The sequence below is a fragment of the Alkalihalobacterium sp. TH-98 genome (assembly GCF_057473385.1).
Genome location: NZ_JBYCKM010000029.1, coordinates 1 through 25,964 on the forward strand (window position 1 = coordinate 1; position 25,964 = coordinate 25,964).

Sequence of the window (25,964 nt, forward strand, 5' to 3'; positions counted from 1 at the left end):
CTTCAGCGCCGATGGTAGTTGGGGGCTTCCCCCTGTGAGAGTAGGACGTCGCTAGGCATAAAGCACAATCCAAATGGGTTGTGCTTTTTTAGATTCATTTGTTTATCATTGTTATAAAATTTCTTTTCAAAGGGCTGAGTAGATACTCCTTTACGGATTAAGAGGACTCAGAAGCCCTTATTTGGGACCAAATGCCCTTTTGATTCATTTAGCGGACTCACAAGCCCCTATTGTATGAAAATTTCGTAATTTCACGTGATTTTATGTAAATAAGAGCCTCTCAGTCCTCGTAAGCCTTTAAAACGTTAGTTTTTATATATATAAGAGCCTCTCAGTCCGTGAAACAATAGACGAACATTATAATACACGAAACGTCATCAGAAGCAAAAGTACTTAGTTAAAACTGTCAGAAGTTCGAAGCGATGAATGCCCCCCTGTGAGAGGAAACCTTTCTTTTCGTAGAACAACATGAGGGGCAGCGAAGGTGAGGCTTCATGGATCACATCCCCGTAGTTAAAAAGGTTTGGAGGGATGTCGCTAGGCATGAAGCACAATCCAAATCGGTTGTGCTTTTAAGTATGTAAAACAAATGAGTCAGGTTTCACCGGATATCGGCAGCCGATTTAATAAACGGTTCGTTGACCCTTCCATGGCTTGTATCTCCACTAGGTACAGACAAATAAGGGATGTTACAATACATGTAACATCCCATTGTTAAGGGTCTCAGTAGGTATGAGCCAGTAATAGAATTAAGCTAATTTCTACGTTATATATACAAAATACAATATGTAGGAACATAGCATCTGTCTATTACGTTAGTGCTTCTAAAGATGCTCAAATATTATTGATATTGATTAGATGAATAGTGTGACTGTTGGCTTTGTGGTGAATAGTGTGATTGTTGAAGCTGAGGTGAGTGTGTTTGGCCTTGGCTTTGGTACGGCATAAATGTTTGTTGAGAAGATTGTTGTTGAACCATTTGGTGCATACGTTGATTTTCTTGGATTAATTGTTGGCAAAGTTGTTGTAGTTGCTGAACTTGTCTTGTTGCCATAGACTCGTGCTGGCTTAAATCTTGAATTTGGTTAGCGATTTTTCTTAATTCGGTAGCGTTTTGTTGCTCCATCTGCTGCATTTGTCCAAGTGTTTGTTGAATCTGGCTTCCGACTGGTTGTTGCGAGTTCATTTGAGTAAATTGTTGATACATAATAAAAACCTCCTAATAATAGTAATTTAAATTACAAAGATAAGTTTCGCAAAAGGAGGTTGATGTATGTAATTTTTTATTGAATTATTGATGAATATTTTAATTAGAAAAAGCCGACTTAATTTTCAATCCCAACCCATACTCGAAAAACTCCTGGCAATATAAAAAAAGGTGAGAGGTGAATTTTAAGTCAGCTATAACGTCCGGTTTGTTTTTATTATTCGTAACTCTTTTCTAGTTCATCTACAAGGGAGCCTACAAAAGCAACGGCCTTTCTAATTGGGTCTGGAGTGGACATGTCGACTCCAGCGTGCTTCAGTAAGTCTAGTGGCTTTTTCGTACCACCCATCTTCAATACTTCAATCCAGCGGTCAATAGCTGGTTGTCCTTCTTCTTCAATTAATTGTGCAACAGCTGTTGAAGCTGTTAGTCCAGCAGAATAGGTGTATGGATAAAGTCCCATGTAATAATGCGGTTGACGCATCCAAGTGAGGCTTGCTCCTTCATCCATTTCTACAGCATCTCCCCAGAAGTTAGAAAGAATTTCTCCTTTCGTTTTACTAAGAATATTTGCTGTGATCGGTTGTCCGGATTCAGCGATACGATAAATACGTCGTTGCAGCTCACCCTCCAATAAATGTGTAACGAAATTATGATAATACGTACCTAAGAACTGAAGGAGTACCCAACGTTTCATTCGTTTATCTTCTGTACTGGCTAATAGGTGCTTACCGAGAATTAATTCATTCATTGTTGAAGGTGCTTCAATAAAATATAGCGATGGGCGAGTGTTCGTTAAGCGTTGATTTTCACCAGCTAAATAGAAGTGTCCCGCATGTCCGAGTTCGTGTGCTAAAATAAACGCTCCGCGCATCGTGTCAGTCCACGTAATTAAAATATAAGGATGAACACCATAAGGGCTTGCACAAAAAGCACCCGTTGATTTTCCATAATTTTCAGCGTAATCAATCCAACCTTCGCTTAATCCTTTTTCCATAATTTCACTGTATTCAGGTCCAAGAATTTGTAAAGCTTCTTGAATTACTTTAGAAGCTTCGGCAATTGTTGTTGGTGGGTTAAAGTCCGGATCAAGTGGTGCTTTTAAATCACAAAACATCATGTTATCCAGCCCAAGAACTCGTTGTTTTAATTTGGCAAATCGACGCATATGGGGAGCCAACTCTTCTTGAATGATATCCAATTGATTGTTATACATTTTTTCTGTCACTTGTTGTGGCTGTAATAACATTTCAGTTACAGAATTGTAATTTCTTAAACGGGAGAGCGCTACTTGCTTTTTAATTTCTGTTGAATAGGTGGAAGCAAAAGTATTTTCGTATTGCTTTAATGTATTAGTAAATGATTGATAAGCATTTCTTCGGATGGTCGTATTAGCTGACAATTCATAACGATCTTCAAATGAAGCAAATGATAACGGAATGTCGTTACCGTTCTCATCTTTAAAAGAAGAAAAGACCATATCTGAAGATTTACTTAATTGATACGTTTTGTAAGGAGATGCTAGTACTTCACCAAGTGATGCTAAAGCCAACTCTGTATCCGGAGAAAGGGTGTGTGGCTTTTTTTCTAATCGCTCTTTTAGGTTTTTCTCAAAAGATTCGAGAGCAGGCTCATTTTCTATGTATTTTTCAATTGTTCCATCAGGAAGAGCGAGAATTTCTGTTTCTACAAATGAAAGTTCTGCTTCAACACTAGAAAGCATCGAAGCAACTCGAGCTGAGTTAGCTTGGCTTTCTGAATTAGAACCTTCCTCTGACAGACGTAGGTTTGCATAAGTTGCAACATACGTTAAACGCTTTTGAATATCCTCTAGAGCTGTTAGACAGTTGAGTAATTGTTTTGAACCTTCTGCAAGAGTTCCTTTGTACTGAGTGACTGTTTTTACATCTGACTGTACGTCTTGTAATTCTTTCTCCCAAGCATCACTCGTTTGAAACAAATCTTTTAAATCCCACTTTAAATGGTCAGGAACTTCAGCACGAGTCATTATTTTAGACAAATAGATCGTCTCCTCTCAATGAAAGAAAAATTTTATTTCGTAATACGAAATTATATTTATTATATATGAAAACTGAAATTTTCGCTATTAATAATAAGTATTTTTATAGATGATTCATCCCAAAAAATGACCTTTCTCTACGAATTTAGATAGTGAAAGTGAAAGAAGTAGTCGATCTTACGAGTAGGATATGTACATTCCGAGCGTAATCGCGAATCTTTTTTTTATTGTGAAAGTATTGCAGAAAAATAGAATGTTATTAGAAGTTTTGTCACCTTGAAGGAAAAAACATATAGGTATATCTAATAGTGATATTAAGAGCCATTATGACTGGAAAAATAGAAAGGAGAGATTTTGGATGGGAAACGTTATACAAAAGTACTCTACGAAAGAAGTATCGAGGTTATTAAAAATTCCTGTAGGTAATTTGAGAAAATGGGAACGGACATTTGAAGGAATGTTATATGTTCAAAGAACGAAAACGGGGGCTAGATTATATACTGACTATGAAATTGATACATTAAAGAAAATTAAATTATTAAAAGATAAAAATATAAAAGATGAGGATGTAAAGTATATACTTGAAACGAATATTCAAGTGGAATACAATGATGAGTCAGATGAAAAAGAAGAGAGTGAAGAGTATAACCAGTATGAAATGATGATTTCAATGCAACAAGAAACAGTAGAAAGTGTTGAGAAATTAACAAATTCAATTTTTTCTTTTAAGGATGAAGTGCTTCAAGAGACGAAAGAAGAAATTAAAAATGAAGTAAAAAAAGAAATTAATCTTGGTCATAATAAAACAACATCGCTCGTACAATCGTATTCTCAAATGTTGTTGGATACCTCGGATCAAACAAAGGATGAACTGCAAAGATTGAGACAAGAAATAGAACAGGAAAGTGAAGAAAAACTGTTTATCCATCAAAAATTAGAAGAACGAGAAGTTCATTTCCAAGAATTTGTCCAACACTTTAGAGAAACAGCTGCTTCAAAACAAGAACAATCCATTAAGACTAAGGTGTCAAAGTGGTTAAGTCAATTCACTAAAGAAAAGAAAGAAGATTCTATTAAACCACATTATTAATCTGTTGAAGGCTTGTAAAAATATATTCAATGTTATTAGATATTATGAATGAATCAGGTAGATTTTCGAAATCTATCTGATTTTTTTATTGCAATAAACCGAGATTAGATAGTTTAGAGATTTTAAAGTAGTATCAAAGAACTGATAATAATGTGGAACTATCACGAAGATATTACTTAATGTAGTAAAAAAGACACATTTATTCTTAAAACCTAATTGAATTCACCTATGTTAAATTTTAAAATTAACTAAAGAATGGCAATTATATTAAGGAAAACAAAGTTCTGGGGGAGTAAACATGAGTAAAACCATACAGATTTCAATTGATAAAGATTTAGAGGATCTAATTCCCGGATTTATGGAGAATAGAAAAAAAGATATAGAAACAATGAAATTCGCTTTATCACATGAGGATTTTGGGCAGGTTCGTATGATTGGTCATCGTATGAAAGGCTTTGGGGCAGGATATGGATTCGAATTTATTACAGAATTAGGAAAACATCTAGAAGAAGCAGCAAAAGAAGAAGATAAACTGAAAATTCAAGATGCTATTACTGCTTTAATCAATTACTTAGATCACATTGAAATATGTTTTGAATAATTGAGGTGCATCTGTCAACTCACACTGTTCCAGTAATTAAATAGCGAAATTAGGGATTAAACGTAAGTAAATATAGAAAAGCAAGTTTTTTGAATGTTCTTAACGAGTATTTTAGGGGGATTATCATGGGGAGAAAGATTTTAGTAGTGGATGACTGTATCGATAGTCGTAATCTACTAGGAAGGTTATTGAATAAAGCGGGATATAAGGATATTATAATGGCTGAGTCTGCTGACCAGACGTTTGAGATTCTAAAAAGGCAAGGAAATGAAATCGACTTAATTTTATTAGATGTGATTATGCCTGGAATGGACGGAATTGAGGTATGTATTCAAATAAAGGAACTTGAAGCTGTAAAAGATATCCCAATTATTATGGTAACAGGATTAAGTAATGTCAAAGTGCTTGAACAAGCATTTATTGCAGGAGCGAGTGATTATGTCAAAAAGCCTTTTCACTTTGTTGAGTTAAATGCTCGTATCGCTTCTGTACTTCGATTAAAGGATGAAATGGATAAACGAATCCAACGGGAAGCAGAACTCGTTATAGCTAATGAAAAATTACATCAATTAAATGAAGTACTTGAACAGTTATCCTCCTTGGACGGGCTAACGGGTATTCCAAATCGTCGAAGATTTAATAGTTATATTGAATTGGAATGGAAACGAGCGCAACGCCAAAAGTCAAATTTGTCTCTCATCCTTTTAGATATCGATAAGTTTAAATTATATAACGATACATACGGTCATCTAGAAGGCGATGAGTGTTTAAAGAAAGTAGCAAAGGTTCTTCAAAGTACGATTAATCGAGCGACGGATTTAGTAGCCCGTTACGGCGGTGAGGAATTTGCTGTCGTTTTACCTGATACAGATCTGGATGGGGCAATACACATTGCTGAATCGATGAGAAGAAATATTGAAAATAGTCAAATTCCGCATGCAAGCTCAACAGTAAGTAATGTAGTAACAATAAGTTTAGGTGTATCTTCTTTTCATGGCTGTGAAAGTATTCAATCCATTGAAACACTAATAGATATGGCAGATAAAGCTTTATACGAGGCAAAGAATTCAGGACGGAACCAAGTAGAGTGTTTTGATATATGTTTACTAGAAGAAGTATAACTAGTTTGCACGTCATAGAGTTCTGAGGAGATTTCCATGAAAATTACTAAGATTAAAGAGCTTCTAAGTCATCGCTTTACGATTTTAATTATTATAGTCAGTCTTATCGTTGTTACCATTTTGTTTTCAAGAATGGCGAATAACATACTTTATGAAAGGGCTGAAGAGAAGTTTTCTCATGACACTGAACAGATCATTGTTGAACTTAATAAATCGGTAAAAACGTATGTTGAAGTTTTAAATGCTTATCAAAGCTTTTTCACAGCAAGTGATCCCGTAACAATCGATTATATAAAATGGAAAAATTACGAGGAACAATTTCAACCTTTTCAAAATTATCCAGGCATTCATGTCATTTCATTTGCAAAGTATGTTCATGGTCAGCAATCTTTACTAGACTTTAAAGAAGGCTTACAAATAACCTATGAAGGTAAGTATAAGGTTTGGCCTGAAAGTAACGAAGATGAATATTTAATTAATCAATTTGTTTCACCATCAACACATATTGAAATCGGGGTAGGTTTTGACCATTTTACAGAGGGAAATCGCCGATTAGCGATGCAAAAGGCTAGAGAAACTGGAGAATATACTGCAACTTCGAAAATTACCCTTATCACTGACAAGGGAGACAGCGGTCCAGGCTACATTCTTTATGCACCGGTTTACTCTTATTGGGATGAAAATGTTGGTAGTTTAAATGGAGAGCACGAAAGTAACTGGTATGGTCATGTTTTAATAGCGTTATATTTAAAAGAAGTTGTTGAAGCCACTTTATCTAGTTACATCAATTCAGATCTTAATTTTAGAATATATGAACAATCTAATGTTTCTTCTATCAATGAATTAAAGCCGCAACAGTTAATATACGAATGGGTTAGTGCACCGCAAGACAGGATTTTTACGTCCAATTATGATTTTGTTCAAAGTGTTTCGTTTCCTTTTGTAGACCAAGAGTGGACGATCTATTTTGAAAGCTCACCGTATTTTTTTGCTGGCTTACAGCAAGAAATACCGAATATCATTTTAATTACTGGTCTTATTATAACACTTCTTGTATTTTTTGTTTTAAGGTCGCTTGCCCATATGAGACAGCATGCAGAAATGTTAGCTAATGACATAACTAAAGAGTTAAGCAAAGTAAACAATGTACGTCAAGCGATACTAGAAAGTACCAATAATTTAATTATTACAACGGATGAAGAGGGGATTATTCAAACCTTTAATAAAGCAGCTGAACAACAGCTGGGTTATAAGGCTCAGGAAGTAATCGGAAAGAAAACACCGTTTCTTTTTCATGATAAAAAAGATTTAGAACCATATATAACAAAGTATAATGTCAACGTAGAAGGTGCGATTCAATACTTTATTAGAGATTTACTTGACGGTGAGGAAGAGTACGTTGGGGAAGTACTTTACTATAGAAAAAATGGTTCCACTTTCCCAGTAGAAATTCATATTACGCGCTTAATTGATTATAACGGTCATATGATCGGTTTATTAGGAATTGGACAAGATATTAGTGAAGTGAAGAAAGCTCAACAAAAAGTAAAAGAAAAAGATCAATTACTTTCTAATATTATTGATACAATCCCTCATCCCATATTTGTGAAAAATTCGGCAGGAAAATATTTGTTAGTTAATCGAGCGACAACAGAGTTATTTAATACTTCAGATGAAGAGATAATTGGAAAGACATATTCTGACTTTTCGATTGCTGAAAAAGCTGAGGATGTAAGAACAATTGAAATGGAAGTATTAGAGTCAGGTAAAGCGGTATACGTGCAAGAGCAACCGATACGGCATCCAGTCACCGGGGAATTAAGATGGTATTATCAAGTGAAGCTTCCTTTACAAACGAGCGATGGTCAGCGGATTTTAGGCATAGCCATGGATATTACTGAACGAAAGTGGTTTGAAGAAGAGTTGAAAGGTCTCAGAGACCAAGCGCTTGTTGCTTCACAAGCAAAATCTGATTTTTTAGCAATGGTAAGTCATGAAATTAGGACGCCTATGAATGCTATTATTGGAATGTCAGATCTACTATTAGACACAGAGCTGAACATTGAACAACACCAATATGTTACAATCACTAAAAATTCAGCTGAAAATTTGCTCCGCATCATTAATGATGTTCTAGATTTATCAAAGGTGGAAGCAGGACATGTTTCCATTGTGGAGGAAGAGTTTGATTTAAAAAATTTGGTTGATGAAGTTATTCAAGTGTTCTCCTTTGAAGCTGATAAGAAAGGAATTCAATTAAGCTATCATTATGATCATAGCCTATCTGCAGTTGTAGTAACTGACCAAGCGCGTTTAAGACAGATCTTCACGAACTTAATCGGAAATGCAATCAAGTTTACTGAACATGGTCAAGTCTGTATAAAACTAAAGCAAAAAGATCTAATTGAAAAAAATACTTTTATTCTTGAATGTCAGGTCATTGATACCGGAATCGGGATTCCTAAAGATAAACTTTCAACGATATTCGATCAATTTACACAAGTCGATATTTCAACAACTCGCCGCTTCGGTGGAACAGGATTAGGACTTACGATCGTTCGCAGCTTCATTGAAAGAATGGGTGGAACGATACAGGTTAAGAGTGAGCTAGGAAAGGGTAGTACGTTCACTTTTACATTACAGTTAAAAAGAGGTCATTCAGAAAAACGTGATAAAGAAAAACAGTTAGGAGAAAAAGATAAAGACATCTCAATTGCCGGGAGACGAATCTTACTTGTGGAAGACTCTTATGATAATCAAGTCTTAATGAAAGCATTTCTAAAAAAAGAATTGATTACTTTAGATGTTGCTGAAAACGGTCTTGAAGCAATTCGGTTATTTAAGAAAACCTCATATGATTTTGTATTTATGGATATACAAATGCCAGTAATGGATGGATATGAAGCAACACGTTTGATGAGAGAATGGGAAGCGGAACATACTAAAAAACGAACCCCGATCGTCGCTTTAACCGCACATGCTCTTAACAAAGATAAACAAAAAAGTTATCAATCTGGATGTGATGGGTACTTGACGAAGCCAATTACGAAAAAACGCATAATTGAAACGATTGATTTTTATTGTGAAAAATTCAACCACCCTATACAGTAGAATTTTGTATGTTAATTAATAGGCTGACAGTTTTATAAACTCGTCAGCCTTTACCATAAAATCGTATAAAGCACATTAAGATTTTACAATTCGTAATAAATACTCGGAAAAGACTTCAGAAATCTCATCCTTTGTTTTCTCACCGTCTGGAGAATACCATTCTAAAACCCAGTTTAATGAACCTAATATGAGTAAACGTAATAGTTTTACATCCACAGAAGCAAATTCTCCTGTTTCAATTCCCTCTATTATAATTTGATCAAAATACTTCTCATAATCCGATCGTTGTTGTAAAACGTCTGCTAAATAGTCACCAGTAAACTTTTGTTCAGGCTTGTCCATTAAGCTGAACATCGGCTTTTCAGTCGTCGCTAATTGAATATGTGAAATGATGGCCAACTTTAATTTTTCAAGGGCAGAGTTCTCGCTCTTGATAATTTCCTCTATTTTTTCACTGCTTTTATCGATCATCATCTTATGGCACTGAAAATAAAGGTCCTCTTTATTTTTAAAGTAATAGTACATAGATCCTTTAGTCATTAAAAGTTTTGTTGCGATATCCTCCATCGTCGCACCGTGATAGCCTTTCTCGTTTAAAACCTCTGCCGCTGATCTTAATATTTCTTCTTTCTTTTTTTCAATTTTTTTCTTTCTTAACGACATGGCTCTCCCCTCCTTATCTCATAAAACACCTGAGTCAATAACAACCAATCTATAATATTCTATCATATGTACTAATAGCCATTATACAAATAATTCTTTATCTCCATTGAATATAACAATAGATTTGTACGAAATAAGAGAAGTGAGGCAGGTTTATTATGCTCATAAAATCGATTAATAAAAAGTTAATTTTAAACATATATTCAAAAAGTAAATAGTTGTAAAAATAACTGACTATTGTTATTATTAAGAAAATAATGTAAGCACTTACATAACCATATTATGTATATGTAGTAATTGCCGTTTTTTATGTGTTGAAAAAGAACAGAAATGAGGTGTATTTTTTGTCATTACCATTAGAAGATATTCGTGTTTTAGATTTAAGTCGTTTACTTCCTGGACCATTTTGCACACTTACTCTTGCAGATTTCGGTGCTGATGTAATAAAAGTAGAAGACCCTAATGTAGGGGATTATTCACGTTGGATGGAACCAACGGTGAACGGTCAAAGTCCAATGTTTCTTTCGTTAAATCGTAACAAAAGAAGCGTAACTCTAGACTTGAAATCTGAAAAAGGGAAAAAGCTATTTAAACTATTAGTAGAGACCGCAGATATATTAGTAGAGTCTTTTCGTCCGGGGGTTATGGATCGACTTGGTCTAGGGTACGAAGCGTTAAAAGAAATTAATCCCCAATTAATTTATTGTGCAATTACAGGGTATGGACAAACGGGTCCGTACTCACAATATCCAGGCCATGATATCAATTATTTAAGCTATGCGGGTGTGTTAGGGCAACAAGGCGAACAAGAGGGAAAGCCGGTTTCTTCGGCTGTGCAAATTGCTGATATTGGTGGTGGAGCCCAAATGGCGACAAATGGGATCCTGCTAGCACTACTTGAAAGGTCTAAATCGGGTCAAGGACAATTTGTCGATATTTCGATGTTAGATGGTTCACTTTCTTGGCTGCAGACATTGTTGCCTAATTACCTAGCAACAAAGGAGCATCCTGATAGAGGACATTCTGTTTTAAACGGAGGACGTGCATGTTACGAAGTATATGAAACGAAAGATAAGCGTTTTTTATCTGTTGGTGCCTTGGAGCCTAAGTTTTGGGTTGAGTTTTGTAAAACTATTGACAGAGAGGACCTAATTGCTCACTTGGAAGCCCCGTTACAACAACAGAATAGGATGAAGGTTGAAATACAATCTATCATTCAACAAAGAACGTTACAAGAGTGGGTAGATCTTTTTGAAGGGGTAGATGCATGTGTCGCTCCTATTCTTAACTTTGAAGAGGTTATTGAAAATCCTCAAGTCGTTCATCGTCAACTCATTAAGGACATATATGATCCGAATTTAGGAAAAGTGCAACAAATTGGAATACCTATTAATCTTTCAAATACGCCAGGGCAAATTCGCTTTCAAGCTCCAGCGCTTGGTCAACATAATCAGGATATATTAGCTGAATTAGGTTACTCGGCACAAGAAATCAAAGAACTAAAATTATAAGATATTTATATAAAAGGGGTGTGTATATTGAGAAGTTGGTTAATAAAAGAAAACGGTGAGCCTAGTGATGTACTACGCATAGAGGAAGTGTCAAAACCAACTATTGAAAGAAATCAAGTATTAATAGAAGTCGATGCTGTTGCCTTGAATTTTTTTGATATTTTACTATGTCAAGGAAAGTATCAAGAAAAGCCGTCATTTCCTTTCACAATAGGGGCTGAGTTATCTGGAAAAATTGTAGCTATTAACGAAGGAAGTAAGTTTGATGTTGGACAACGTGTCATAGCGCTGCCTAAACTTCCAGCCGGTGGCCTCACTGAATATGTTGCTGTCGATGAACGTTCCATCTACCCTATTCCGAAGTCAATGCCCTCAAATAAGGCAGCGTCGATGTTTATTACCTACCATACTTCTTATTACGCTCTACATCATCGTGCGAATATTCAAGCTGGAGAAGTCTTGTTAGTTCATGCAGGTGCAGGTGGAGTAGGGTCAGCAGCCATTCAGCTAGGTAAAGCTGCTGGTGCATATGTGATTGCAACCGCAGGTGGAACAGAGAAGACGAAAGTGTGTAGAAGTCTTGGTGCCGATGTCGTAATTGATTATTTAACGGAAGACTTTGTTCAAATCGTCAAAGAAAAGACAGACGGAAAAGGTGCTGACATCATTTATGACTCTGTCGGTGGCGATGTTTTTGACCGTTCTAGAAAATGTATTGCATTTGATGGAAGAATTTTAGTTATTGGTTTTGCTGGTGGAACGATTCCGAATGCACCAACAAATCATATGCTCGTAAAAAATTACTCTGTTGTCGGAGTTCATTGGGGACTGTTTGCTAAATTAAATCCTGAAGGGGTTCAACAAAATCATAGTGAACTAATGAAGCTATATGAAGAGGGTAAAATCGATCCATTAATTTATCGGGAGTTTGAGTTTGAAGAAGTTGTTGAAGCATTAAACTTGCTCGGTGAGCGTAAAACTTGGGGAAAATTAGTTGTTAAAGTGTGACTGAGAGGGTGTTGAATATGATTAAAAAAAATAATTCAGTAGAAACCACCACCCAAGAAATTGATTGGGAGAAAGTAGAGACCTATCTTCGTAGAGAAGTACCAAATTTGAGTGAAGAAAAAATGAAATCAAAAGCATTCTCAAATGGGTATTCAAACCTTACGTACCTTATCGAAATTGGAGGCTGGCAAGCTGTATTAAGGCGACCGCCATTTGGTCCTATTCCTCCAAAAGCTCACGACATGGAAAGGGAGTTTAAGATACTAGATAAAATGTATCCTGTTTTTTCTTTAGCGCCGAAACCATTATTGTTTTGTGAAAATCCTGATATTATGGAAAGACATTTTTATATTATGGAAAAGAAAAACGGTGTTGTTTTAGATCATGATCTACCTGAAGTCTATGAACGGTCAGAACGAACAGGACAGTTAGTTTCTGAAGCTTTTGTAGACACACTAGTCAAGTTACACGATATAGACCTTAAAGAAACAGGATTAGATACGATTGGACGCCCGGAAGGTTATCTTGAACGTCAAGTCCATGGATGGATTAAACGTTATCAGAATGCGAAAACCGATGAAATCCCTAATGTAGAACACGTTGAGAAATGGTTAATGGAAAATATCCCGACATCACCAGCTCCAACAATTGTTCACAATGATTTTAAATTAAATAATATGATGTATAGTAGAACCGATCCCGGAAAAGTAGTCGGTGTGTTTGATTGGGAAATGTGTACCATCGGTGATCCTCTAACTGATTTAGGTTCGGCGGTAGCCTACTGGACAGCACAAGGAGAGTCATATTCAGGTTTGCCTTCAGTGACAAGTGAACCAGGTTTCTATTCACGTAAAGAGCTGCTAGACAACTACGCCGCAAAGAGTGGGAGAGATTTAGATAATTTTGATTACTATCTAACGTTTGCTTTTTATAAGATTGCTGTTATCTTACAACAAATTTATTATCGCTGGAAAATTGGGAAGGCAAATGATGCAAGATTTGAAACGTTAATAATTGGAGTTCGTCACTTAATTGAAAAGGCATCGCTTGCACAAAGGCAGGAATTTTTAAAATAATGGTGTATGATTTCCATAGAGCATATGGAGATACTCTCTCTTAAATCTTATAACCGATCGAAGAATTAACATCGGGTCTTATAAAGTTCTCACGTGTTCTAATTAAGCACAAAGAAAGTGCTCCTCCTGTTATGGTGGAGCCTTTTAATTTACATAAAGCTATATTTTCCCAATCTCAATTAGGGGGATAACCGTTAGGAAGTGTTTAAACTGATGAATTGTTGATTAAGCACTGACCCTCATCAATATCCTGTTGTTGTTTAAAATACCACCTATAAAATAAATTGGTTATAAAATAAGAAATCCAAATCGTAATAAAGCTCCAATACCAAGTCCATCTTTTGTATTCTATTAGCTTAGTGTACTTAACAGCTATTGTTTCAAAAAAAGTAATAATCGACGTAAAAAATAGATAGTGAATATTTTTCATAAGAAGGCTTCGCTTTGCAGGATAAAAAAGGATAAAGAATACAGCAAATGCAGGGAAAATTAAATATTCAAATATAAAGCTTGATTTATTAGACCGGCTAAAGTAATAACGAAATGGATATCTTATAAGCCCCTTTTCCACGACGATTAAACCGAAAAACCATGTGAGGACTTGATGAAAAAGAAACGGAATAAGTGCTTGACGTATCTTATCTTTCGGGATTAGGAGAATTAACAATAAAATTGTCAAAATGGTTGAAGATAAAGAGATACTTTTTTCCACTGTATATTTAGCCATTTTGCTTAACCCCATCCTTGGAACGTGATATTATTTCGGATTAGTAAAATTTTAGAAATGTGATTTCATAAGAATTCACAGAATTAAGAGTGTCAATTTAAGAGCGCTAGTATAATTTAACCCTAGTATTGCACAGTTCATTACTAATTATTTGCGAATGCAAATAAAAAAACGTCGAGCAACGAAAAGTCTTAGTTGCCGACGGTTATTTTATATCTTCTAATAAAGATTTTGTTGATTTTATTACCCACTCGGTATAAGGCGAGCCGATTAATTCTGAGCTTAATTGCGAGGCTACCTTAATAAATATAGCAAGATCCTGTTGAGGAATTTTTTCTATTGTTTTTAGAATTTGTAAGTCGGATTGAAGAATATGTTCCTCGATAAAATTGCGTACGATTTGTCTGCCAGCTTCTGTGAGTGTTAATAACTTCATTCGTGAGTCTTTTTCAATCTCGATTTCGATTAAACCTTCCTCTTTCAATTTTGTTACTTGTCGAAATGCATTAGAAAAATTAGTTTGTGCTATGTAGTTAAGGTCAGTCATCGTCATTTTTTTTTCGAAATATAAGATCCAAAGCGTGCGGAAACTTGGTAGAGTTATTTCGTGCTTTTTTAAGCTCTGAGCTAAATCATTTTCAATAAACGAATTTAATCCTCTCGTATAAGCATAAACTTCATAACTTTTTGCAAGTTGTTCTTTGCTCATAGCAACCCCCTGTTAAGTTGTACTGTTTATTATTAAAACTTTATACAAGGCTATTTGTATATATTTCCATTTTATAGCAATTGTATTTTATATTATTACCAGCTAAGGGGTCTTTAAACAATGGATTTTAATAAAAAGCCTTTAATGTTCACAATGAATATTAAAGGCTTTTTTAAAATATGTTTTATTTGTTTGTATTTTCGAATTCATCCTTAATAGTACTTAATAATTCTGGTTTTGACATTATGTCATAAGCTGTATTTGCCATACATTTAGCTGCCAGAATTAGTCCTTCAAAGCCTTGATCACTCATTGCAGCCTCACGAAATTCGTGGGTATGACAAGCATACGGTTCATTACAAATTTTAATATATGGGTGAATAGAAGGGACAACATGACTTACATTCCCCATATCTAGTGAACCTCCTGAGCCTTTTTCATGAATGCTTGCTTCGTTTATGCCTAGTTGAACAAGGTTATCTGTAAAAGTTGTGGATAGCGCTTCATTCGTTCTCATATCGTCATATGAAAATTCATAGAAAGAAGTATCGAGTTTGGCACCTGTGGCGAGTGCAGCTGCTTGGGCACAAGCTTTTACTTTTTCAACTACTTCATTCAAGTAACTACGATTAGCAGCCCGTACATAAAACTGTGCAATGGCATGGTCAGGTACGATATTTGCTGCTTTCCCACCTTCAGGAATAATGCCATGAATTCGAACATCTGAAGTTACGTGCTGTCTAAGTGCATTAATTGAATTGAAAGTTTGAATGACTGCGTCTAAAGCATTGATTCCTTCATGTGGAGAGGCTGCGGCATGAGCTGCTTTGCCAAAAAATTCAAACTGAATAGCATCCATGGCTAACGACGAACCACTCTTTTCGTGTCGATGGTATGGGTGAACCATCATCGCGACGTCGAGATGATTAAAAATCCCTTGATCTGCCATTGTTACTTTCCCGCCACGTGTTTCCTCAGCTGGTGTTCCATACACGTATATTTTTCCACCACAACTTTTTAATACTTTACTTAAGCCAATCCCTGCCGCAATTGCCATCGTCCCAATTAGATTGTGGCCGCAAGCATGACCAAGTTCAGGAAGTGCGTCATACTCTGCCATAAACCCTATCGTAGGGCCAGGCATTCCACTGTCGTAAACAGCTTCAAATGCAGTTGGAAGTCCAGCCGTACCCATTTGGACTTGAAAGTCGTGTTTTTGAAGTTCCTCAGATAATCGTTTTGATGCTTTAAATTCTTCATGACCTAACTCAGGGTTCTCTCCAATAAATTGACTTATCTTATAAAAAGACTCTCGTAGTTGTTCAATTTCTTGATTGATGTTATTTTTCATTTGGAATCCTCCATTAAATCCTATTGTGCACAGCTATTGTAACATGATTGTTATTCTCCTAGTTTAATATAAATATTTCGTTTTGCGAAGTAAATGTATTTGTGAGAAAATAAAGAAAAGTCAATAGGAGGAGATTATAATAATGTTCAAAGAAGTATTTTTTAAAGAACTGAAAGAACTGGCCTCAATACAAGGAGGGCCAGGGAATGAACAAAAAGTGGTTAAGCAGCTAGTGGAGTGGTTCAAGCCTTACAGTGATAAAGTTGAAGTAGATCATATGGGCAACATATTTGCTTATAAATATGGAAAGCAACCAGGTCGAACCATCATGGTATCCGCTCATTCTGATGAAATCGGTTGTGTTGTCCGGGATATTGATGAGCGAGGTTTCCTGCGAGTAGAACGAACGGGAGGAATGCTAGAAGCTTTAATGATCGGTCGTAAAGTCCAAGTAAACGATCATTTTGGTGTGATCGGGGTAAAGGCTGGTCATTTACAGACACCTGAAGAGCGAAAAAAAGTACCTTCGATTTATGATTTGTATGTAGACATTGGAGCAACCTCCAAACAACAAGTGAGAGAGATGGGCATTCAAGTTGGGGATCCAATTACATACATTAGTGATTTAGACCGTTTTTCGGATGGAGATTTAATTTGTGGAAAAGCGATCGATAATCGAAGTTGCTGTGTGTTATTGCTAGAACTGTTTAAAACTTTAGAACAAGATGATTTTAACGGGACACTAGTCGGTATGATTGCAGTGCAAGAGGAAGTAGGATTAAGAGGTGCGAAAGTGGCTACGTATAAAATTAACCCGGATTATGCATTTGTTTTAGATACCATTCCTTGTGCAGATACGCCAGATAGTCTTGGAAGCGGTTATCCAATAGGTATTGGACAAGGGCCAGTCATACCGGCCTTAGCTGGTGGTGGAGTCAGAGGAAATATGATGTCAAGACAGATGAAACAAATGATCATCAAATTTGCAGATGAGCTTGATATCCCTTATCAGCTAGCTGTAATGTCTGGAGCGACAACCGATCTTGCTGCTGTTCATTTAGAACGAGAAGGAATATTAGGCGGGGCAATTACCTTTGCACGCCGTTACTCCCACTCACCAGTCGAAGTCGCTAATTTAAATGACTTTGAGCAAGGCTTTGTCCTTCTCAAAGAAATCATCCGAAACCAAGATCAGTGGGGGAGCATGGAGTTTCTCTAATCATAGAGACAAGAAAGAGAAAGAGGGTGCCAGGCACCTTTAGTGCGGTAAATGGATAAAGGTGCCTGGCACCACGAAAGGATTGTGTGGGTAATGCAAATAGTTGAACGTGATGGACATATAGTCTATCCAGTTGTAGTACCAGCTGGTTATGGTTTAGAGACATGTAATTTTTATCTTCTTAAGCAAGGTGAAAGGCTGACACTCATTGATGCAGGAATGCCCGACAAAAGCAGTTGGGAAGGATTGATGGAAGTGTTAGAAAAGAACAACTTTCACTTGCATGACATAACTGAAATCTTGCTAACACATCATCATATTGATCATGTTGGATTAGTAAATCAAATTACAGAAAAGCATTCGGTGCCTGTCTATGCGCACCCCTTATCGATTCCGAGATTGAAAAGGGATAATGAGTTTCTTAAAATGAGAGTCGATTTTTTTGAACAGTTATATCGTGAAATGGATTGCGGTAACCAAGGTGAAAAACAAGTTCAATATTTAAAAGCTTCACTTGAAAAGAATGATAATCAAAAGCTAGCAGCAGACATTACACCTATTGAGGGAGAAATGAGACTGTTTGACTTCTCTATCATCGAAGTGCCTGGTCATGCACCAGATCAAATAGCCTTTGTAGATGAAGTTAGAAAATGGTGTTTTGCTGGTGACCAACTAATCAAACACATATCAAGTAATGCAATAGTAGAACCTGACTTAGAGGGAAACCGAATTCAGTCCCTAATCGATTACAAAAAGTCTTTAACAGCCTTCAAAGACCTAAATGTTGATCTAGTCTTTTCTGGTCACGGTGAACTTATCGACAATTCAAAGCAACTAATTGAAGCTAGATTAGAAAAAATGGCGAAAAAATCCCAAAGAATAAAGGAATTAATTAAAGCAGGAATATCAACTGGTAGTGAACTGGCACAACACCTGTACGATCGCCATTATGAAAAGCAGTTCCCGCTAGTCATGTCAGAAATCACCGGCCATTTGGATGCATTAGAGGCAGAAGGCCAAATTGAAAAAAGGATGAAAAGTGGAGTAGGGTATTATTATGCCATATAGGAGTATTGTTTTGTTAAACGGTTATAATCTAAGCTCACATCTTCGGTGATTTATACGAACTAGATAATTAAAAAAAGCTGAAAATCTTGACCTTCTTGGACCTCAATCCATGAAGGTTTTTTCATGTAAAATCCTCTTGCAAAAGGGGAGGATATCAGCCCCAGGCTTGATGATAGTTTATTAAAATAGCGTAAAATTTGTTTTATCAGGTAACATTCACAAATAGAATAGGATGGGAAAGGGTGAGGTGAATGACAATAAATCGATCTGAATATGCAATTGAAGCAACAGGTTTAGTCAAGGTATTTGGTAAAAATCGAGCGGTTGATGGGGTGAATTTGAAGGTGCCTAAAGGTACGGTATATGGGATTTTAGGTCCAAATGGGGCAGGGAAGACAACGACCATTCGGATGCTTGCTACGTTATTAAAACCGGACGGCGGCGCGGCAACCATTTTAGGGCATGATCTATCGAATGAAGCGAATGAAGTTCGTCGCAAAGTCAGCTTAACCGGACAGTTTGCTTCTATTGACGAAGACTTATCAGGAATGGAAAACCTCGTGATGATCGCACGGCTTATGGGTTACTCAAGAAAAGGAGCAAAAGAAAGAGCGATTGAATTATTACGTGCTTTTGGATTGGAGGAAGCAGCAAAGCGCCAAGTTAAAAAGTATTCTGGAGGAATGCGCCGCCGTATTGATATTGCAGCAAGCATTGTTGTAACACCAGAACTTTTATTCTTAGATGAACCAACAACAGGACTTGACCCACGCAGTCGTAATCAAGTTTGGGATATCGTACGTGTTTTGGTGAGTACTGGAACAACGGTATTATTGACGACACAATACCTTGATGAAGCGGATCAATTGGCTGATCGAATTGCAGTCATTGATCGTGGGAAAGTAATCGCTGAGGGTACGAGTGGTGAACTAAAAGCATCAGTTGGTTCAGGAACATTGCATGTTAGAGTCCTAGATCCAGAATTGAGACCTCAAGCTGAAAAAATTCTTACCAATATATTAGATGCGTCAATTCAACTTGCTTCAGATCCAGCAGCGCTGTCAGCTCGTGTTTCTGATACAGAGCGGGTAGCTTATGCACTTGGTGAACTTTCAAAGGCAAATATTGCTTTTGCAGATTTTTCGCTAGGTCAACCAAGCCTTGATGAAGTGTTTTTGACATTAACCGGAAGGCTAGCTGAAGGTAACACTACTAAAGAGGAGGCCCGGTAATGAATACAACAAGTACTCCTCCTAAGCCGGAAGTTGATGACGCTTTACGTAAGGCATTGGCTCCTGGAAATCGTCCTGAAAAAGCAAGTGGCTTAACATCTTCAATCGTTTTCGGCTGGAGAGCGATATTAAAAATTAAATACGTACCTGAGCAGTTACTAGATGTAACGATGTTCCCCATTATGTTTACGCTTATGTTTACGTATCTGTTTGGTGGTGCGATTGCTGGTTCTACGAGTGAATATTTGCAGTTTTTATTACCAGGAATATTAGTGCAAACAGTCGTCTTTACATCTATTTATACAGGTACGGCATTAAATACTGACATTTCTAAGGGGATTTTTGACCGATTTCGTTCATTACCAATATGGGGGCCGTCTCCTCTTGTTGGAGCTTTATTAGCAGACACCATTCGATATTCAATTGCTTCCTCTATTGTCATAGTCCTTGGCTTAATTTTAGGGTTTCGCCCAGAAGGTGGAGCAATAGGTGTTTTATTAGGTGTGATGCTGTTACTCGTTTTTGCTTTTAGTTTGTCATGGATCTTCACGACACTAGGGTTAGTTATGCGAACCCCTAATGCGGTTATGGGAGTCAGCATGGTCGTGCTTTTTCCACTGACATTTGCTAGCAACGTTTTTGTCGATCCTCAAACGATGCCGTCTTGGCTTCAGGCATTTGTTGAAGTAAATCCAATTACATTACTAGTAACGGCAGTGCGTGGTTTGATGCAAGGAACGGTAACGTTTAATCAAATAGCTACTGTGTTAATTGCGTCATTTGTTATCGTCGTCATTTTTGCACCGCTTACGATATATTTGTATCGCAATAGGAAGTAATTTTTTTATAAACTAAAGTACAAAGTTCTTTAGTTTTAAAAATTCTGAAAACTGATTGACTTTCTTGTTAACTACTCTTATAATTTGAATTAACTTCCAAACTACTTACCTTTGTTAGATCAGCTCTTTCAAAATCGTAAGTACTAATAAGTGATCATATTATAATACTTATACAATAGCTGAGAATTTACTATGACTCTATTAACGTAGAGCAGTGAGGTAATAATAGCCAGCTGTATTATGTTTATTCATAATGCAGTTGGCTATTTTTGTTTTAATGACTCTTTACGATTAATTACCTAAGAATGAAAGAAGAGGAGGGAGTGTTAGATGGGTGCACCTGAACGGAATTAAAGTTTTAGATTTAACGAGAGTGTTAGCCGGCCCCTATTCTACGATGATTTTAGGTGATTTAGGGGCGGAAATTATAAAGGTAGAAGCGCCTGGTGGAAGTGATGCTACTAGGTATTGGGGCCCACCCTTCAAAGGTACAGAAAGTGCGTACTATTTATGTGCCAACCGAAATAAACGCGCCATTACATTAAATTTAAAATTGGAAGAGGGAAGGGAAGTTTTAAAGAAGCTTATTAAACGATCTGATGTCATTGTTGAAAATTTTAAAAGCGGTACGATGGAAAAATGGGGTCTTGGTTATGATGAGATGAAAACCATTAACAAAGAGATTATTCATTGTTCTATTACAGGTTTCGGACAAGAAGGACCCTACAAAAACCTACCTGGCTATGATTTTATTATTCAAGCAATGTCCGGATTAATGAGTATAACCGGAAGTGACCAATCAGGTCCTATGAAGGTAGGTGTTGCAATATCCGATATTATTACCGGTCTTTATGCAAATATTGGTGTTTTAGCTGCACTACAAGAAAGAACTCGATTAGGAGAAGGACAAAGTATTGATATTTCCTTATTTGACTCTCAAATTAGTGCATTGGCGAATGTAGCAAGTAATTATTTGATTTCGCGTAACATTCCAGGGCTATTAAGAAATCAACATCCAAATATTGTCCCGTACCAGCCATTCCCGACACTGGACGGGGAGATGGTCGTTGCGGTTGGGAATGATGGGCAATTTAAGAAATTGTGTACATTGCTTGAATTAGAAACCCTATCAACAGACGACAAGTTTACGACGAACTCAAAACGATTAGAAAATCGGGAGGAGTTAGTAAAAATACTTACTAAAAAAATGAAAACTAGGACATCAAAGGAGTGGTTACTATTACTTAATGAGTATGGAATCCCTGCTGGACTATTCAAAATATGGAGCAAGTTTTCAATGATCCACAAGTAAGGGAAAGAAATATGATCGTTGAGATGAAACATCCAACTGCAGGGAACGTTCACTTAGTGGGCAGCCCGCTAAAGCTTTCACGTACACCTGTAGAAATTCATTCACATCCACCAGTTGTAGGAGAACATACTGATGAAGTTTTAGTAGAATTAGGGTATTCAACTGACAGGATACTAGCTTTAAAGGAAAATAATTTGATTTAGGGGGAAATATTAATGATGAATTTTTCGTTTTCAGAAGAGCAAATAATGTTAAGGAGGATGGTTCGTAGTTTTGTTGATAAAGAAATAAACCCATATATTCAAGAGTGGGATGAACAACAATACTTTGAAAGAAGTATCATGGGGCGTTTAGCTGATTTAGACTTAATGGGTGTTTGTATTCCCGAAGAGTACGGTGGCAGTGGAATGGACTATAATTCTTTGGCAATTGTATGTGAGGAGCTAGAAAGAGGCGATACTGCATTTCGTACAGCAGTATCTGTCCATACAGGATTAAATAGTATGACCCTTTTGCAATGGGGCTCAGAAGAACAAAAACAAAAATACTTAGTTCCACAAGCTAAAGGATTGAAAGTAGGAGCATTTGGATTAACAGAACCAAATGCAGGTTCAGATGTAGCAGCCCTTCAAACGACAGCAGTGAAAGATGGAGACGATTATATTTTAAACGGATCGAAGACCTGGATATCTTTATGTGATGTTGCTGACAACTTCCTCGTATTTGCCTATACAGATAAGTCGAAAAAACATAAAGGAATTTCTGCTTTTATTGTAGAACGAGATATGCCGGGCTTTTCATCGAAAGCGATTAAAGGAAAATTAGGTATACGTGCTGGGAATACTGGAGAGATCTATCTTGATAATGTAAGAGTACCTAAAGAAAACTTAGTAGGTCAGGAAGGAGAAGGCTTTAAGATTGCAATGTCAGCTTTAGATAATGGGCGTTTTACTGTTGCAGCTGGTGCTTGTGGAACCATTATGGCGTGTCTTGAGGAAAGTGTAAAATACTGCCATGAACGCAGTACATTTGGTAAAGAGATTGGAAAACATCAATTAGTTCAACAAATGATTGCAAAGATGGAAGCAGGCCTTCAAATGTCTAGACTTTTAGTGTATCGTGCAGGCTATTTGAAAAACGAAGGCATTAGAAATACGCGAGAAACGTCATTAGCAAAATGGCAGTCATGTGATTTCGCTTTAGAAGCGGCAAATGATGCAGTGCAAATTCATGGAGCTTATGGTTTTTCAAATGAATATCCAGTAGAGCGCTTTTTACGGAATGCAAAAGCACCTGTGATTTATGAAGGTACAAGAGAAATTCATACGATTATGCAAGGAGAATATGTTCTTGGGTATCGTGAAGATAAGCCACTTTCGAAAACATTACCAGCTTGGCCATTTGAAAAACAAAGAGAAGAGGCGGTTAACTAAATACTGTTTTTTAACAAATTCTTTTAGAAAAGAATTAAAAGTACTCATTAGTAAAACCTTGGGGAAGTTAAATTCCTCAAGGTTTTAGTGCTTTTATTAATGTTATCGATTTTTTAGAAGGAAACTCCTCGAAAAAAGGGAAATAGGTATTAAATATTTTGTGTGTTTGAGAGGAGCAAGATTATCATGTTTCATCCGAAGACTTTATTTATAGCTGGACACTCACGATTACCTCAAGGAATGGCAGCTAAGAGTGTGTTTGATACTTTAACCGTTACTGTCGAGGTCGATTATAAATATGGGGTAATCCTTAATGCATCCTGCACATTAGCAACTGAACATGGTCGTCAGTATATTAGAGACCTTTTAAAAGGGTATAGTTTAAAAGATGGCATTGAGGAGCCAATTAAAAGTATACAATTGCAATACCGTGGAAAAGCAACAAATGCTATTATCGCAGCCTTTAAGGATCTTCATTTACAATATAAACAGATTAATGAAGATTAAATACTAAGCATTAAGTAGTTGTTTTCACAATCGGTAAATTTTCGACCTTATTGTTCATAATCCCTGTAAATAAACACACACTACTTGTTAGGTGTGTTTATTTGTATGAATAAGGAGAGTGAAACAGTGAGCAAATTTAAAGTCGTTGTTACGGATTATGAATTTGAAACATTGGCACCAGAAATAGAAGTGTTAAATCAAGTAGATGGGGTTGAATTTGTTCCCGTTCAGTGTCGTACAGAGGAAGAAGTTATACGGGCGGCACGTGATGCTGATGGGTTAATTAATCAATATGCACCTATATCTCGTAAAGTCATTGAAGCTCTAGAAAAATGTAAAGTCGTTTCTCGGTATGGAGTTGGAGTCAATACAATCGATATAAAGGCAGCTACGGAAAAAGGAATTATCGTCGGTAATGTTACGGATTATTGTATGGATGAAGTTTCCGATCATGCATTTGCTTTATTAATGGCCTGTGTAAGAAAAGTGGTTCCATTGAATTCTGCAGTGAAAAGTGGCAATTGGGATTTCAAGGTAGGTGTACCCATTTTTCGTTTGCGCGGCCGAGTGTTAGGGCTAATTGGGTTAGGGAAGATTCCGCAAACTTTAGCTGTAAAAGCACAAGCGTTTGGCATAAAGGTGGTTGCTTACGATCCGTTTGTACCGAAAGATGTAGCGGCTTCATTAAATGTAGAACTTTTAGAGTTGAATGAGTTATGTAAGGCAGCAGATTTCATTTCAGTACATGCCCCATTAATAGAAAGTACACGCGGGATGGTTAGTACCGAACAATTCAATGTAATGAAGAAAGAAGCTTTCATTATTAATACTGCACGTGGACCTGTAATTGATGAAAAAGCATTAATCGTGGCATTGCAAGAAGGAAAAATTGCTGGAGCAGGCTTAGACGTTCTTGAGGAAGAGCCTGTACAAAGTGATAATCCATTACTACAAATGGACAACGTCATTTTAAATCCTCATGTTGCTTGGTATTCAGAAGAGGCACAATTAGAATTGAAGCGAAAAACTGCACAAAACGTTGCAGATGTATTATTAGGTTACTATCCTACATACTTAGTTAATCGGGATGTTAAAGCTAAGGTTAGCTTACAAGAGAAGTAAAGGAGAGAAATGATGAATCTTACAGCTCGCTTTAAAGGTGTCATTCCACCAGTATCGACAATCTTTACTAACGGAGGTAAGTTAGACGAATTAGGGATGGGGAAGTTAATCGATTATCTCATCAAGTCCAAAGTAGATGGATTATTTTTTCTTGGTACCGGTGGAGAGTTTAGTCAAATGACCATGGCGGAAAGAAAAAAGGTCGCACAATTTGCAGTGGACTATGTTGGTGGAAGAGTTCCAGTTTTAATAGGTACAGGGAGTTCAAGTACTAGAGAAGTTATTGAATTAAACCTTCATAGCAAAGAGGTTGGTGCAGATGGAGTGGTTGTCATCAATCCGTACTATTGGCCATTATCCGAGGAGCATCTTTTTCAACATTATGCTGAGATTGCAGAAAGTGTGGATTTACCGATTCTTTTATATAACTTTCCTGGGTTAACCGGTCAGGATCTAGCCCCTGATTTTGTACTTAAGTTAGTAAACGAGTATTCACATATAGTAGGGATTAAAGAAACCGTCGATACAGCTGGGCATATTCGCGAAATGGTTTTAAAAGTAAAAGAGAAGCATCCAGATTTTAGTGTCTTATGTGGATTTGACGATCATTTATTCAATACACTAGCTTTAGGCGGTGACGGTGTCATTTCAGCAAGTGGCAATTTCGCCCCTGAACTAACAGTGGGAATTTATAATGCTGTTCTAAACAATGACATGAAAACAGGGTTTGAACTGCATCAACGTTTAGCCTATCTTCCGTTAATGTATAAGCTCGATTCGCCATTTGTTAATGTCATAAAAGAGGCGATTCTTATGAGAGGACAGGACATCTCTACCTTTGTGTTACCGCCAGCAAGACCACTAAGTGAAGAGAAGAAACAAGAGTTGAAGGTTATTTTACAAAAAGCAAGATTAGTTTAGGTGTGGTTAGAATAATGTTACTGTTGTAATAATGAAAAAGATGAAATCAGCTCACTTAGCATGGTACTTTTTTAGGTACCGTGCATTTTTTATTAAGGAAGTATTATGTGCAGTTT

The 25,964-nt window shown here is 36.6% G+C and carries 21 protein-coding genes and 1 pseudogene; 16 read left to right on the plus strand and 6 right to left on the minus strand.

Translation table 11 applies throughout. The features are described from left to right. Positions 1–841: 841 nt before the first annotated feature. Complete coding sequence (locus AC2VNP_RS11410; protein ID WP_486917442.1) at positions 842–1,207, minus strand: hypothetical protein; 366 nt, start codon at positions 1,205–1,207, stop codon at positions 842–844. A 217-nt stretch (positions 1,208–1,424) separates the two neighbouring features. Next, positions 1,425–3,215, minus strand: coding sequence for an oligoendopeptidase F (gene pepF, locus AC2VNP_RS11415; protein WP_486917477.1), 1,791 nt, complete (start codon positions 3,213–3,215; stop codon positions 1,425–1,427). A 370-nt stretch (positions 3,216–3,585) separates the two neighbouring features. On the opposite strand from pepF, the gene AC2VNP_RS11420 reads away from it, so the two are divergent. The 4 genes from AC2VNP_RS11420 to AC2VNP_RS11435 all read left to right on the plus strand — a co-directional run bounded on the left by AC2VNP_RS11420 (position 3,586) and on the right by AC2VNP_RS11435 (position 9,150). Then, a complete protein-coding gene (locus tag AC2VNP_RS11420) occupies positions 3,586–4,317 on the plus strand; it encodes a MerR family transcriptional regulator (protein WP_486917443.1) in 732 nt (243 codons plus the stop codon). Positions 4,318–4,615: 298 nt separating this feature from the next. After that, the gene (locus AC2VNP_RS11425; RefSeq protein WP_486917444.1) at positions 4,616–4,918 is read left to right on the plus strand and encodes a hypothetical protein; all 303 of its coding nucleotides are present in this window, start codon (positions 4,616–4,618) and stop codon (positions 4,916–4,918) included. 125 nt (positions 4,919–5,043) lie between these two features. Further along, positions 5,044–6,039, plus strand: coding sequence for a diguanylate cyclase (locus AC2VNP_RS11430; protein WP_486917445.1), 996 nt, complete (start codon positions 5,044–5,046; stop codon positions 6,037–6,039). 36 nt (positions 6,040–6,075) lie between these two features. Further along, positions 6,076–9,150 carry a PAS domain S-box protein gene (locus tag AC2VNP_RS11435; protein WP_486917446.1) on the plus strand — a complete coding sequence of 1,025 codons (3,075 nt, stop codon included), beginning with the start codon at positions 6,076–6,078 and terminating at the stop codon, positions 9,148–9,150. A gap of 75 nt (positions 9,151–9,225) precedes the next feature. Here the strand turns inward: AC2VNP_RS11435 and AC2VNP_RS11440 are convergent, their stop codons facing one another. Further along, positions 9,226–9,813, minus strand: a complete 588-nt coding sequence (locus AC2VNP_RS11440; RefSeq protein WP_486917447.1) for a TetR/AcrR family transcriptional regulator — start codon at positions 9,811–9,813, stop codon at positions 9,226–9,228. Positions 9,814–10,157: 344 nt separating this feature from the next. On the opposite strand from AC2VNP_RS11440, the gene AC2VNP_RS11445 reads away from it, so the two are divergent. Genes AC2VNP_RS11445 through AC2VNP_RS11455 form a run of 3 tightly spaced genes read left to right on the plus strand, consistent with a single transcriptional unit; the run spans position 10,158 to position 13,408 of the window. After that, positions 10,158–11,324, plus strand: coding sequence for a CaiB/BaiF CoA transferase family protein (locus tag AC2VNP_RS11445; RefSeq protein WP_486917448.1), 1,167 nt, complete (start codon positions 10,158–10,160; stop codon positions 11,322–11,324). Positions 11,325–11,351: 27 nt separating this feature from the next. Further along, complete coding sequence (locus AC2VNP_RS11450) at positions 11,352–12,332, plus strand: NADPH:quinone oxidoreductase family protein (RefSeq protein WP_486917449.1); 981 nt, start codon at positions 11,352–11,354, stop codon at positions 12,330–12,332. A 17-nt stretch (positions 12,333–12,349) separates the two neighbouring features. Then, positions 12,350–13,408 (plus strand): phosphotransferase family protein, encoded by a 1,059-nt coding sequence (locus AC2VNP_RS11455; RefSeq protein WP_486917450.1) that lies wholly within the window; start codon positions 12,350–12,352, stop codon positions 13,406–13,408. A gap of 205 nt (positions 13,409–13,613) precedes the next feature. Here the strand turns inward: AC2VNP_RS11455 and AC2VNP_RS11460 are convergent, their stop codons facing one another. From AC2VNP_RS11460 to AC2VNP_RS11470, 3 genes are all read right to left on the minus strand, one after another. Further along, entirely contained in the window at positions 13,614–14,135 is a 522-nt protein-coding gene (locus AC2VNP_RS11460) for a CBO0543 family protein (RefSeq protein ID WP_486917451.1), read from the minus strand. 205 nt (positions 14,136–14,340) lie between these two features. Then, positions 14,341–14,844 carry a MarR family winged helix-turn-helix transcriptional regulator gene (locus AC2VNP_RS11465; protein ID WP_486917452.1) on the minus strand — a complete coding sequence of 168 codons (504 nt, stop codon included), beginning with the start codon at positions 14,842–14,844 and terminating at the stop codon, positions 14,341–14,343. A 184-nt stretch (positions 14,845–15,028) separates the two neighbouring features. After that, positions 15,029–16,195 carry a M20 family metallopeptidase gene (locus AC2VNP_RS11470; RefSeq protein ID WP_486917453.1) on the minus strand — a complete coding sequence of 389 codons (1,167 nt, stop codon included), beginning with the start codon at positions 16,193–16,195 and terminating at the stop codon, positions 15,029–15,031. Positions 16,196–16,337: 142 nt separating this feature from the next. Between AC2VNP_RS11470 and AC2VNP_RS11475 the strand changes: the two genes are divergently transcribed. From AC2VNP_RS11475 to AC2VNP_RS11515, 9 genes and pseudogenes are all read left to right on the plus strand, one after another. Further along, positions 16,338–17,414 carry a M42 family metallopeptidase gene (locus tag AC2VNP_RS11475; RefSeq protein WP_486917454.1) on the plus strand — a complete coding sequence of 359 codons (1,077 nt, stop codon included), beginning with the start codon at positions 16,338–16,340 and terminating at the stop codon, positions 17,412–17,414. Between the two features lie 93 nt (positions 17,415–17,507). After that, positions 17,508–18,482 (plus strand): MBL fold metallo-hydrolase, encoded by a 975-nt coding sequence (locus tag AC2VNP_RS11480; RefSeq protein ID WP_486917455.1) that lies wholly within the window; start codon positions 17,508–17,510, stop codon positions 18,480–18,482. 251 nt (positions 18,483–18,733) lie between these two features. Beyond that, positions 18,734–19,714 (plus strand): ATP-binding cassette domain-containing protein, encoded by a 981-nt coding sequence (locus AC2VNP_RS11485; RefSeq protein WP_486917456.1) that lies wholly within the window; start codon positions 18,734–18,736, stop codon positions 19,712–19,714. Beyond that, on the plus strand, positions 19,714–20,553 hold the full coding sequence (locus AC2VNP_RS11490; RefSeq protein ID WP_486917457.1) for an ABC transporter permease: 840 nt from the start codon (positions 19,714–19,716) through the stop codon (positions 20,551–20,553). The genes AC2VNP_RS11485 and AC2VNP_RS11490 overlap by 1 nt, the downstream gene beginning before the upstream one ends. Positions 20,554–20,887: 334 nt before the next feature. Continuing rightward, a pseudogene (locus AC2VNP_RS11495) lies at positions 20,888–22,068 on the plus strand (CaiB/BaiF CoA transferase family protein). A gap of 12 nt (positions 22,069–22,080) precedes the next feature. Further along, positions 22,081–23,298, plus strand: coding sequence for an acyl-CoA dehydrogenase family protein (locus tag AC2VNP_RS11500; protein WP_486917458.1), 1,218 nt, complete (start codon positions 22,081–22,083; stop codon positions 23,296–23,298). Positions 23,299–23,484: 186 nt separating this feature from the next. Then, positions 23,485–23,805: a DUF3870 domain-containing protein gene (locus AC2VNP_RS11505; RefSeq protein WP_486917459.1), complete on the plus strand. Its 321-nt coding sequence runs from the start codon at positions 23,485–23,487 to the stop codon at positions 23,803–23,805. A 126-nt stretch (positions 23,806–23,931) separates the two neighbouring features. Continuing rightward, positions 23,932–24,927 carry a C-terminal binding protein gene (locus AC2VNP_RS11510; RefSeq protein ID WP_486917460.1) on the plus strand — a complete coding sequence of 332 codons (996 nt, stop codon included), beginning with the start codon at positions 23,932–23,934 and terminating at the stop codon, positions 24,925–24,927. Between the two features lie 9 nt (positions 24,928–24,936). Beyond that, positions 24,937–25,848 carry a dihydrodipicolinate synthase family protein gene (locus AC2VNP_RS11515; protein WP_486917461.1) on the plus strand — a complete coding sequence of 304 codons (912 nt, stop codon included), beginning with the start codon at positions 24,937–24,939 and terminating at the stop codon, positions 25,846–25,848. Positions 25,849–25,964 lie beyond the last annotated feature (116 nt).